Source organism: Chroococcidiopsis sp. CCNUC1, from assembly GCF_023546805.1.
GTDB classification, from domain to species: Bacteria; Cyanobacteriota; Cyanobacteriia; order Cyanobacteriales; family Chroococcidiopsidaceae; genus Chroococcidiopsis; species Chroococcidiopsis thermalis.
On record NZ_CP097480.1, the window covers coordinates 932,348 to 945,293 of the forward strand.

At 44.1% G+C, this 12,946-nt stretch carries 8 protein-coding genes; 3 read left to right on the top strand and 5 right to left on the bottom strand.

The features are described from left to right. Positions 1-11 precede the first annotated feature (11 nt). The 4 genes from M5J74_RS04300 to M5J74_RS04320 form a co-directional block, all read right to left on the bottom strand. Complete coding sequence (locus M5J74_RS04300; protein ID WP_250015529.1) at positions 12-2,288, bottom strand: N,N-dimethylformamidase beta subunit family domain-containing protein; 2,277 nt, start codon at positions 2,286-2,288, stop codon at positions 12-14. A gap of 1 nt (position 2,289) precedes the next feature. Continuing rightward, positions 2,290-2,802, bottom strand: a complete 513-nt coding sequence (locus tag M5J74_RS33100; protein ID WP_015152903.1) for an acyltransferase — start codon at positions 2,800-2,802, stop codon at positions 2,290-2,292. Between the two features lie 46 nt (positions 2,803-2,848). Then, the gene (locus tag M5J74_RS04315; protein WP_250015531.1) at positions 2,849-4,162 is read right to left on the bottom strand and encodes a polysaccharide ABC transporter ATP-binding protein; all 1,314 of its coding nucleotides are present in this window, start codon (positions 4,160-4,162) and stop codon (positions 2,849-2,851) included. A gap of 84 nt (positions 4,163-4,246) precedes the next feature. Next, positions 4,247-5,071 (bottom strand): ABC transporter permease, encoded by an 825-nt coding sequence (locus M5J74_RS04320; protein ID WP_127023297.1) that lies wholly within the window; start codon positions 5,069-5,071, stop codon positions 4,247-4,249. Between the two features lie 49 nt (positions 5,072-5,120). On the opposite strand from M5J74_RS04320, the gene M5J74_RS04325 reads away from it, so the two are divergent. The 3 genes from M5J74_RS04325 to M5J74_RS04335 all read left to right on the top strand — a co-directional run bounded on the left by M5J74_RS04325 (position 5,121) and on the right by M5J74_RS04335 (position 9,909). Beyond that, positions 5,121-5,300 (top strand): hypothetical protein, encoded by a 180-nt coding sequence (locus tag M5J74_RS04325; protein ID WP_127023300.1) that lies wholly within the window; start codon positions 5,121-5,123, stop codon positions 5,298-5,300. Positions 5,301-6,315: 1,015 nt separating this feature from the next. Next, complete coding sequence (locus M5J74_RS04330) at positions 6,316-8,589, top strand: tyrosine-protein kinase domain-containing protein (RefSeq protein WP_250015533.1); 2,274 nt, start codon at positions 6,316-6,318, stop codon at positions 8,587-8,589. A 441-nt stretch (positions 8,590-9,030) separates the two neighbouring features. Further along, on the top strand, positions 9,031-9,909 hold the full coding sequence (locus M5J74_RS04335; protein WP_250015535.1) for a WecB/TagA/CpsF family glycosyltransferase: 879 nt from the start codon (positions 9,031-9,033) through the stop codon (positions 9,907-9,909). 71 nt (positions 9,910-9,980) lie between these two features. Here M5J74_RS04335 and ileS read toward each other — a convergent pair whose 3' ends face one another. Next, the gene (gene ileS, locus M5J74_RS04340) at positions 9,981-12,917 is read right to left on the bottom strand and encodes an isoleucine--tRNA ligase (RefSeq protein WP_250015537.1); all 2,937 of its coding nucleotides are present in this window, start codon (positions 12,915-12,917) and stop codon (positions 9,981-9,983) included. Between the last annotated feature and the right edge of the window lie 29 nt (positions 12,918-12,946).

The following is a 12,946-nucleotide window of genomic DNA, read 5'->3' on the forward strand; positions in this document are numbered from 1 at the left end:
CGAAGTTATTCTTAAGGCACAATTATGTTGACATCTGGAGACTGAGGCTTAGCCCCCAAGTCTGCTAGTACGTTGACAGCAATTTGCTTAGCGCGTATATCTTCGCGGTTGACCCGAGCGCCATCAGTATCCAACCCAAACATCCAATGAACCGATCCAGTCGCAAATACCTTAGCGCCACTGGCAGCAGTGTAACGGGCTGCGTTGGAAATATTGATATTAGTTCCAGGTGGGAGATCGGAATCAAAGGAACCGTTGGGGTTAACTGCTGATTCGCTCAAAACGACAAGATTGCTGGGGGCAGCACCATTATTAATCGCTGCATCCCATTCATAACCCACTAACCCACTTAGCGTGTCTCCATTGTTCAAGTTGGTGTTGGCGTAGTAAGGATCGCTACTATTGGTGACAACAAAATCATACCCGCCGTAGTAAGGGTTATTGTAATCGTAAGTCCAATACAACCCCCCATTATCGCCTGTATACATGACACCGATCAAAGCGTTTTCAGGTCGATTGTTTTGTTGGCTGCGGAACTTGTTCGTAGGTGCGACGGGATCTGTCACATCCTTATAGCACGCCATGATGCGGTTGTTTCCGCCAGTGGGGCTATTTTCAAACCGAACTCGCCAATAGCAAGTGTTGGCTGAGAAGAAAGCTAAATTAACTCCTGCGTCCCTGGCTTGTTCGACAGCATTTCTCGCTTCTAGCGACCAATATTCGTCATGACCGACGGATAAAAATATTTTGTGCTGTCGCAATAGCTGTGGGTTTTCATGAACGTCCATGTTCGTGACGTAAGAGACGTTATAGCCCTGAGACTCTAACCATCGCACCATATGACGCTCCCAGCGTAATATCGAGTGCATTTCTTCGGGACGGATACTAGCGGCTGAAAACGGGCGATCGTAAGAAACCTTCAGTGCTTTTTGACCGCCAATACTGTTATATGTGTATAAACTGTAACCGCCAAAAGTGCTATAAGCTAAATATGTGGTAAAGCTACTCTGGAATAAGATGTCAGAAGTACTGCTGTCATCGCGGACAACGAACCATATCTGTGACTGTTTACCAGTTGCTAAGATGGTCAGCTTCGCAAAATACAAACCGCTCGTCCAATCATTACCTATTGCCAGCGTATAGGAAGTTGCCCAGTTACACTCGATCAGGCGGGTCGTACTGTCGAAGGTACAAGCAGGCTGCGTAGTTCCATTCAGCGCACCACTGCTAGCGACTAATCGCGCTCCCGCACCTTCGTAGTAACCTAAGCGATACACGTCAATAGTGAATTGCGCACTGTATCCTAGAGAAACTTTAATTGGCAGCGATCCGCCCTTATTGACGCTGGTTGCACCAGCATAGCCACAGATCTCACCATTTGTATCGTAGTTAGAGTTGGGGATTCTCCAGTCGGGATTACCTGGTTTTTGGTTTTCTAGGTAGATGGGGTTGGGGTTGGTGGGATTGGCTCTGGTGGTAAAAGCAGTAAAAGTCACGCTGCCTATATTATCGGCTGTTGCAGTAACTGTATTTGCTGCGCCACCCGTCGTTCCTAAAGTCAATGTTGTACTTGCTTGTCCGTTGGCATTGGTGACGGCGCTGGTAGGTGAAACGGAACCACCCCCACCACTTACGGCAAAATTGACAGTCACCCCTGATTGAGGGCTGCCAGCAGGGTTTCTCACTTGAACGACTAATGGGTTAGCTAGGGTTGTCCCTACTCCGCCACTCTGATTATCACCGCTGACTTTAGAAATCGTGGAAACAGGGGTAGCGGAGAAGACTACATCGCGGTAATAGTTGGTGTTGCGATAAGAACTGCTGGGAAAAGCGCCTGGACTTACGTTGTAAACTCCGTTGCTGCCGTCAGCGACTGAGCTAAGGTCGCCGTTGACAATTGAGCTTGCCAATTCATCGTTATAAGCAGCATAGAAGCTGTTGATGTTGACAGAAACCACATAAGTTGTATTGGCTTGAATGTTCAGCGGTGTGCTGAGAGCTTGCTGCTGCCATCCTGATGCTGTCTCATTTGAGAAGCTCACAGTTGCCAATGGAGTGCCACCACCTGCTGCCCAGATTTTGCCAGTATGATTACCAGTCTCGCTTGCAGCTTTCCAAAATCGAATTGCAGTTATCTGACCAACGCTTGTACTGCGGAATTTCATCCCCAGTTCGTAAGGAACTCCGTCGCTAAGATTTTGAATATTAGGTGTTTGTGTGGTAAATAATGTCTGCTCAGTCTGAGCTTGAGCTATAAGAAATTCATCTAGATTGAATTGTTCGGTCATTTCAAACACTCGCTTTTGAGCCGTTATTCATTAATTCGCCTCCATCGGCAATATTGCCGACTACCCGCGCGGGGACTCCCACTACAGTTGCGCGATCGGGAACATCGCGAGTCACGACTGCTCCAGCGCCAACTATGGCATTTTCTCCAATTGTGACTCCTGGCAGGATAGTGGCATTGCTGCCAATAGAAGCACGACGCTTTACTCTGGTTTCAATGACAGACCAGTCAGCTTCGGTTTGCAGGCTGCTATCTTCGTTGGTGGCACGAGGGTAAAGGTCGTTGGTGAACATAACTCCATGACCGATAAATACTTCGTCTTCTATAACCACACCCTCGCAGATAAAAGTATGCGATGATACTTTACACCTAGCACCAACGACCGCATTTTTTTGAATTTCTACAAAAGTACCAATTTTGGTTTCAGCACCAATTTTGCAACCATAAAGATTGACTAATTGTGGATGAAAAATACTCACGCGATCGCCTAGTTCTACATCATGATTTATTGCCATCTTTTTTTAGTCTTAACTATAATTAAACCTGAAAACTGCCGTTTGATTAATTAAATTTTTCTGTCAAAACTTTTTCTGATGAAACTGCGTGCCAAATCGCATCTTCCAAGTAAACACACTCATCCGATTGCCACGGGTACTCTTCCCGCTCGATCCCGTGCATCGTGACTTCAAACGGACAAATATTTCTCACATTTTCTAGTAAATTACTACCTCGTCGCTCTGAAAACCATGTTGTTAGAGTATACAAGCCCATATAGAGTCTGAATTTGGGGATCTCGCATCGGAGAATAAACAATCCTGCTTCTCGACGAAAGGGAAGTTGCCGATCGAAATTCCAAAAAATACACACTGGTTGTTGAAACTCATTCATTATCTGGAAGGAAAAGCACAGACTTTCATGCGGTTGAGTAACTTGTAAGGCAAACTCAAAAGAAATTGCTTCTCCCCAGCAGTGAACTCCTTGTTCCTCAGAAGTATGTACTTTCACCCAAGCTAGATAGTTGCCAGTCTTATCTAAGGGAGCTTGGTAATAAGCTGGTTGCTCGTCAGCCATTTTTTGTCCGGCAATATATAACCGTACAGCCGTGTCAGTAGCACCATCAAATTGAACGTTCCCTTTTGAAAGTAAGATGCATCGCTTAGTTAATTGCGCGATCGCCTGCATACTGTGGCTGACAAACAAAACTGTTCGTCCTTCTTTGGTAGCCACGTCGTTCATTTTTCCCAAACACTTCTTTTGAAAGGCTGAGTCACCTACTGCTAAAACTTCATCTACAATCAAAACATCTGGTTCTAAGTAAGCTGCTACTGCAAAGGCAAGACGCACGTACATACCAGAAGAGTAGCGCTTGACTGGGGTATCTAAAAACTTCTCGACTTCAGCAAAATCAACAATCTCATCGAACTTCTTTTTAATTTCAGCTCGACTCATGCCAAGAATGGAGCCGTTCAGATAGATATTTTCTCTTCCAGTGAGTTCTGGATGAAAGCCAGTACCGACTTCTAATAAACTAGCGACTCGTCCGGCGATCTCTATGCTGCCAGTGGTAGGTTCGGTAATGCGGCTCAAAAGTTTTAAGAGTGTCGATTTACCTGCGCCATTGCGTCCAATAATTCCAACTGCTTCGCCTTGCTTAATCTCAAAGGAAACATCCTTGAGCGCCCAAAATTCTTCAAGATTAGATTGAAAGTTTTGTTTACCATTTTGTGGCAAAAATGTTTTAGAAAACCTTTGAATCTTATTCCCGATGACATCTCTTAAAGTCTTATAGCGATAGAAACCAGCGGGTTTTTCTCTTTGGTGACTGATGATGTATTTCTTTCCCAGTTGCTCAATGCGAATAAGCGGCTCGGACACGCACTCAACTCCTGATAATACAATTCCTAATAATACAACCTATATTGGCTTGGCGATCGCCAAATTCAAATTGCAAATTCCAATTTAAATAATGTCAGCGAAAGTTCGTTCCATTTTACGGAAATACCAAACTCCGCTCGCGACCAGCAAAATAACAATTCCCACTGACAAAATGAATCCTGGGAGATAAATGTTTGATTCACCGCCTAAAATTGCCCAGCGGAAACCATCAATCACTCCTACCATAGGGTTCAAAGAGTAGAGTAAACGCCATTGTTCCGGGACGATCTTGCTACTAAAACCTACAGGTGAGATATACAGACCAAACTGAACGATAAATGGCACGACATAGCGAAAATCCCGATATTCTACGTTCAGCGCCGCTAACCAAAGCCCTCCTCCTACAGCAGCAGCAAAGGCAATTAAAATAAATAAGGGTAATGTCAAGATGCGCCAATCGGGAATAAAATTGTACCAAGCCATCAAAGCTAGTAGAATCATGCCTGAAATCATAAAATCTACAAAGCTGACAATCACTGCACTGGCGGGTACAATTAAGCGAGGAAAGTAAACTTTAGAAATTAAATTGGTATTGACGATTAAACTATTACTGGACTCAGATAAGGAATTAGCAAAAAACTGCCAAGGTAACATGGCTGCAAATACCAAAATTGGGTATGGTGCGCCTTCTGAAGGTAGCTTTGCCAAGTTGCCAAACACGACTGTAAATACAACCATTGTGAGAAATGGTCGAATTAAAGCCCAAGCAATGCCTATAGCTGTTTGCTTGTAACGCACGAGAATGTCTCGCCAAGCCAAGAAGTAGAATAGCTCTCGGTAACGCCACAGATCCAGCCAATACTGGCTCTCAGTACGACCAGCTTGTATAGTTAGTTTTCTCGTCTGCATATGCTTACAGCTACCAGCCTACCTAATAGTTTCATTTGACTCTATATGCATGAACTTGCATTCAACGAATGACTATCCGCCATCTGCGGTCGATCCCAGCTCAAACCTTATGCAGATATCGGCAAGTTGCCATGCCAATCTCCTCACCTTGAGTCAGATGGTTGCAGACTTGCGCTATGTCATTTGCACGTTTGCCACCCTTACAGACTGGTTAACCTTACGGCACTGATGTAGCTAATGCGACAATGGCAGTACGGTTTGATTCTGCAAACGAGGCAATCGAGCTGTGATGGAAATTGCTTGAGAAACTAGCAATACCTGGCTCAGTGCAAAAAAAAACGGAGGCTAACTTCCTTACCAAATTCAGGTAAGGTCGTGTAGAGACGGTTTACGATCGCCAAGCAAGTGACACAAAGCGCCAAAACGGTTCGCGATCGCCAAGCGGCTATTCTAAATTTAAATGCTGTTTCTATAGTCTAACCAGTAAAATTGAACCCCCGAGCATTTGCTTGTACGTGCTGGTAATGCAAGCAAAGATTGCAGCTGCCATCTAAGGGATGTCCGGCTCCGGTAGCGCCGTGAGTGCTTCCAGGACTGGCTGATAGGATGACCAAATTGTATAAATAAATTTCGAGTTGTTACGTACATGTTTCTTAAGTAGCTCTCTCACCCACGATTTTCAACGAACTGCAAGAGCCTTGTCTGACTGGATCGCAAAGAATCGGTCGGCTCAGATCCCCTTACCTAGTTTGGTATCGCATCGATTTAGATTTGATACCAGCAGAAGCTACCGCTACCTCAGCAGATAACAGTTTCCTCCGACTAGACATTGTAATAGCTAAAAAAACTAATCAAATAGAGTAGACGTTTTGGTAGGTTGCATCAAAATCCCGTAGCAAGGATTGCAGAGATTTGTGTATAAGTTCATTCAATCACTGTAGTGATAGATATACAATAAAGAAAAAATAAAGATAATGTAAACTTTCTGTGAAGTACTTTACAGGAGATCCAGAAACCGAAATTTTGTTTAAAACGGATTGATAATCTTATAGACTAGGTGGTAGATTTGTACATGCCCTCCCAATCGAGAGTAGCAAGGACTTGTTTTTAGTCGTATACGCACTCAACTCCTTAAAGAGGGAGATAAGTGGCGAGTAGACTGTGTATTCAGTTGAGTATCAGGCTGACTTCAGACTTGAGTAAGTTTCTAAGACCCGTTATTAAAAAATAAACAGAGTCTACATATGAGAAATGTTAGCTCCTCTCAACAGTTGCCTCCTCAGACCTACAGCCAGCAACTTCAGCCTCAACCTCAGCTCTACACGACTCAACCTGACGACGCTAATGAAGGTGGATTGAATGTCAGTTGGTTGCTAGGAGCGATTCGGCGCAGAATACTAACAATTCTGATCGGCACAACCGCAGTTGCCGGTGTATCTGTATTACTAGCTGCGACTGGTACTCCAACCTATGTCGCTAAGTTCGAGCTGTTAACCGAACCCGTGACTGCTGAAGATAAAGTTGTATCCTCTAAGGACGAAGAGAAAGAAGAAAAGGATTCTCCGGGGTTAGATGAGACAACTTTGAAGGTTTTACAAAGTCCGAAGTTGATGTCTCCCATTACCCAAAAACTACAATTATATTACCCTGGTAGCAGCACGCCTCAATTGAACATTAAGCTGTTGCCCAACACAAATATTTTAGAAGTTAGCTATAAAGATCCTAATTTTGAGAAAGTTCAATTTGTCTTGGACACGGTAGCTGAGGCTTACTTAAAATACAGCCTAGAAGAACGTCAGACAGATGTTAATTTAGGAATTCAGTTTGTCGAATCTCAGCTACCACAATTGCAGCGGCAAGTTGAATTCTTGCAACAGCGCCTTCAAGGTTTTCGGCAACGACATGGTATTGTTAATTCCGATACTCAAGGTCAACATCTCTCTTATCAGCTCGATCGAATTGAACAGAAGCGACTGGAGATCCAGACTCAGTTATCTAGCAGCACAGCTTTTTACAATAATCTGTACGAAAAACTGCGATTGCAACCGGATACAGCGGCAGCAATTACCGAACTGAGCGAATCGTCTCACTATCTGAAGCTGTTCAATTTACTTCAAGATGTAGAAACTAAAATTGCGGCGAAATCGTCTCGTTACAAAGAAGATAGTCCTGAATTTCAATCTCTATTAGCTCAACAACAGCAGTTGCTGCAAGCTGTCAGAAAAGAGGAACGGCGAATCTTGGGAGATCGATTGCCAAATGGAACGACAGACTTGATAGATACAGCCTCTCCCGGTTCGGCTCGTTTAAGAGAAATTCAAAAATTGACTAATGCTGCTAAGCAAATTCAGTCCTTAAAAGCGCAAGACTACACCCTAAATAAGTCCGAGAACTTGTTAAGACAACAAGCTAAACAATTTCCGATAATTATTCGTCAGAAAGATGACTTAGAACGGCAGTTAAGAATTGCTTCCGATAACTTAAACCACTTTTTAACCAAGCGCGAAGCACTACGAATCGATGCTGCGCAAAAGCAAGTACCTTGGCAAATACTCACGCCTCCTAGCGAACCTCAAAATACCGCACCTACCGTTCAGCGTAATTTAGTTCTAGGCACAGCTTTAGGTTTATTAGTCAGTTTTGGAGTTGCTCTGCTTGTAGATAAACTTAACAACGTCTTTTATAACTCTGAAGAAATTAAAGATAAGACTAAATTGCTAATTTTAGGTGAAATTCCTAGCGTCAAATTCGATCGCAATAGTAGACTGGCGCAAAAAACTGAAGTTTCTGATTTCTGGGAGTCTTTCCGCTCTCTTTACACAAACGTTTCTTTTCTCGATTTTAATGGGACTGTTCGTTCTCTAGCGATCGTCTCAGCTGCTCCCGAAGATGGTAAATCAACAGTTGCATTGTACTTAGCTCAGACAGCAGCAGCAATGGGTAAAAGAGTTTTATTGGTTGATGCAAATTTGCGGACTCCCACCATTCATAAAATGTTAAATTTATCCAACGCGCAAGGACTGAGCAATGCGATCGCCGAAGGTTTAAACTTTCAGTATGCGATCCAACAAGTGCGTAATAGCTCTGAGGAAGCTGAGGATAATGGAGCTTTTCACGAGGCTACAGCGCACAGTAGAGAAATATCCAAGGATAACTTGTTTATCTTAACTGCTGGTTCAATTCCCCCGAATCCATCGATCCTGCTTTCATCACCGCAAATGCAAAGCTTGGCAGAGCAACTGCAACAAACTTTCGATTTAGTGATATACGATACATCTCACTTGATTGGTTTTGCTGATGCAAATCTTTTAGCTAGGCATGTGGATGCTAGCATTTTGACTGTAAGTATGGGTAAAACAAACTGTTCCGCTTTAGTCAAGGCATTAGAGCAGTTAAATTTCTCTGCCACACCAGTTTTAGGTGCAGTTGCTAGCGGTATTCAAAGACAGCCTAATAAACTCAGCTTTCTATCAAAGCGTAAATATGGCGCTCGCTTGTTCGCGCTCGATCGCGCCTGAAACTTAAATTATTATTGTATTTAGATTGGACTCGCCAATCTTTTCTTCGGAAGCATCATACATTACGCTTGTAAAATAATCAGAATAAATGGCAGGCTTGCATCTAATTTGATTTTCTTAAGATACAGTTAAATTAAGCTATGAAAGAGTAAAAATAGAGAGCTTTAGTGATACTTTAATAAGTATAAGTTGTAAAAGACTTTGATTATTTAAAATAAAGCAATTCTGCTAAAGTTTCGGCTGAGTAATAGATCGAACAAATTTTAAATGAATCGGTAAGATATTATCAGTTTGCGAGAGGCATTCAACCTACTTCTGCTAAGTACGTCAGAGATTAACAGCCGATTTCGACTATTTTTTGTGTGTGCGGAGATGGCTTTATACATTACGCACAGCCAGGATTGTTAACTGAGGTTCCACATTGCTGGCAATAGAGAAAGAATGAAAAATACACAACAATCCACGCTAAATAATAAAGATTTATTTAGCGAACAACATCAAATTCAAAATCAATCCTTTGAGACTCTAGATTTAGAATTTAGAGTATTAAAAGTTTATAAAAAACTTGACGTGATCGATTCACCTGTTAGTGCTTTACCGTTTGAATCTCAAATTAACTTAATCTTAGAGTGGGCAACGAGTAAAGTTAGTAAATTTGTTTGTGTGGCTAACACTCATATGCTAGTAGAAGCTTACTGGCATCCAGAGTTTGCCACAGTTTTGAAGAATGCAGACCTTGTGACTCCTGATGGAATGCCTTTAGTCTGGATGTTGAAGTTGTTGGGAGCGCGTACCCAAAATCGTGTTGCGGGAATAGATATTCTTTTATCTTTATGTAAACTCGCTCCTTTGAAGAACGTGAGCATATTTTTCTTAGGTTCTGAAACACCAGTTTTAGAGAAAATGAGAGAGCGCTTGGCGCGGGAATTCCCTAACTTGAAAATTGCTGGTATGGAGCCTTTGCCGTTTCATCCACTGACGCGCTCAGAAGATGAAGCTTTGGTTGAAAAAATTCATCACAGTGGTGCTGGGATTGTTTTGGTCGCTTTAGGTTGCCCGAAACAGGAATATTGGATGCAGCAACATCAAGGTAAAATCCGAGCAGTAACGATCGGATTGGGGGGAGCATTTCCTGTTTATGCAGGAGATCGAAAAAGAGCGCCCCATTGGTTGCGTTTTGGTGGTGGCGAGTGGTTGTATCGGTGGCTGCAAGAACCACTGAGACTATCGAGTCGATATGGTCAAACTATCCCAGTATTTACTTTGCTAGCTTTCAAGCAAATACTATTGTGTTACTTAGTAAAATCTCAAGGTTCATGAAATTTGATGATGTAGCGATCGCTAGTCACTGGCAATTTGCCAATAACTAACGACAGCTAACTAAACGACAATCAGAATTCTCCTGCGAGAGCGGGAATACATCGTTCGCACAAGAGCGGATGTGCTTGAGATGCGCCGACGTGTATAGAATAATTCCAACAGCGATCGCATTTTTTCCCGTCAGCCTTAGCGACCCCAATTCCCAAAGCTTCAGATTGGAAATTATATTTCAATTCTGTTAGGGTTGCGGGAGTATCGAGCAATTCTACCCCAGAAGTGATGAATAAATAGCGTAACTCATCAACACCGTTGGAATGAGTAGATGGCTGTGCGTCCGTACTGGGGTTTAAAAATTGCAGGCGTTGTCGCAAATTAGCATCGGCGACATATAATAGTACCTTTGCTTCGAGAGAAGAACCGATCGCCTTTTCAGTACGTGCTTGTTCTAATGCCTTATTCACTTCCGTGCGGAGTTGGCGCAACTGAACCCAAGATTCTGCCAGCTCTGAATTTTGCCATTTGTCCTCTAACTTCACCCAGCCGGATTCAAATACAGATTCATGCGACTTGGGGTAGGGGAGATATTGCCAGATATCCTCTGCCATGTGACACAATACAGGGGCGATCGCTTTGGCTAAGTTTTCTAGGGCAATCTGCAAAACTGTTTGACAACTGCGACGGCGAAACGAATTAGCGGCACTGATATACAGCCGATCCTTGGCAATATCTAAATAGAAACTCGATAAATCTACGACACAGAAATTCTGCACGGTTTGGAAAAAACGGAAGAATTGGTATTTATCAAAAGCTTGTGTTACCTCAGTAAATACTTCCGTCATCCGGTGCAGCATATAACGATCCAATTCTGGTAACTGCTCGTATGGTACTGCATCCTTGCTGGGATCGAAATCGTGCAGATTTCCTAGTAAGAAACGAGCCGTGTTGCGAATTTTATTTCTCGCATCCGCTAACTGCTTCAAGATATTTTTACTGATCGGCACGTCGGCGGAATAATCTACCGAAGACACCCACAACCGCAATACATCTGCACCGTAGGGCGGTTCTTCTTTTTGATTTTTACCACCGTCAATAACTACCGTGGGATCGACTCCATTTCCTAAAGACTTGCTCATCTTACGTCCCTGCTCGTCCACGGTATACCCGTGAGTCAAAACAGTTTTGTAAGGTGCGTGACCGTTGGTCGCAACGCTCGTGAGCAAACTAGACTGGAACCAACCGCGATGCTGATCCGATCCTTCCAGATACAGATCGGCTGGATAGGATAATTCCGGTCGCTGTTGAAGGACAGCCGCCCAAGAGGAACCAGAATCAAACCAAACATCCATCGTATCAATACCTTTACGGTATTTTCGCCCGTTATCGCGATACTTTTCTGGGAGCAACTCTTCTACCGACATTTCCCACCAAGCATCCGAGCCTTTTTCGGCAAAGATATTTTGGACGCGCGCGATCGTCTCTTCATTCAGTAGCGGTTCCCCAGTTTCTTCATCGTAAAATACGGGAATTGGTACGCCCCAACTACGCTGGCGGGAGATACACCAGTCAGAACGCTCAGCTACCATTGCGGTGATGCGGTTTTCTCCTTGAGCGGGAATCCACCGGACATGGGCGATCTCTTGCAGGGCTGCATCTCGAAATCCTTCTACCGACGCAAACCATTGCTCAGTTGCCCGCAAAATCACGGGTTTTTTCGTCCGCCAATCGTAGGGATACTTGTGGACGTATGGTTCTTCCTTCAGCAGCGAACCAGCTTGTTCTAAAGCTTGAACGACTGCGGCGTTACCTTCCCCTAATACGTTGAGCTTGGCAAATTGTCCGGCTTCTGCTGTAAAGTTACCATCGGCATCGACGGGAGAGAGGATCGGCAAATTATAGCGCATCCCCACTTGATAGTCTTCTTGTCCGTGTCCTGGTGCGGTGTGGACGAGTCCCGTACCAGATTCTGTCGTCACGTAGTCGCCGCCAATGACAATCGGGCTTTCGCGATCGCACAAGGGATGGCGATACTTGCAGTGTTCTAGTTCGTAGCCTTTGAATGTAGCTTTGACAGTGAGTTGAGCGCCAAGTGTTACAGATAATCTCTCCACTAAATCCGCCGCAACAATGAGGTATTGTGGATTTTGGTCACGCAAAGACGCGAAGGCGCTAAGGGTGCTTTGCGTCTCTGCGTCTTTGCGTGACATTTCCACCACGGCATAAGTTAAGTCGGGGTTGACTGCAACTGCTAAGTTGGCTGGAATTGTCCAAGGGGTTGTCGTCCAGATGGCTACCCAAAGATGGGGGAGGAAGGATTTGAGTTTGGGGAAGACTGATGGCTCGATGTGAGTCATCGGAAAAGCTGCATAGAGACTACGGGAGGTGTGTCCTTCGGGATACTCTAGTTCTGCTTCGGCTAGGGCGGTTTTCGAGCTGGGACTCCAGTAAACGGGTTTGAAGCCGCGATAAACGTAGCCTTTTAAGACCATCTGCCCAAATACGCCGATTTGGGCAGCTTCATATTTTGGTTTGAGAGTCAAATAGGAGTTTTCCCAATCACCGATTACCCCCCAGCGTTTGAGGCTGGCGCATTGTTCTTGCATTGCTTTGAGGGCGAAGTCCCGTGCTTTGTGGCGCAGTTCTAAAGGTGTGAGCGAAGCGCGTTCCTGCGGCTTCATGCTTTGGATGACTTTGAGTTCGATAGGCAATCCGTGACAGTCCCAACCGTGAATGCAGCGAACTTTACGCCCTTGTTGGAGTTGATAGCGATTGATGATGTCTTTGAGGATTTTATTCAGGGCATGACCGATATGTAACGAACCATTAGCGTAGGGGGGTCCATCGTGTAAAGTGAAAATCTCGCCAGAATTTTGCTGTGACAGGCGATCGTAAATTTGATTTTCTGCCCAAAACTTTTGGATCTCTGGCTCGCGCTTGGTGGCGTTTGCCCGCATGTCAAATTTGGTTTTGGGCAGGTTTACGGTATCTTTGTAGCTTCCTAGTTCTGTCACAGCTTTGTCTAAAATAGGGACAAGGTTAT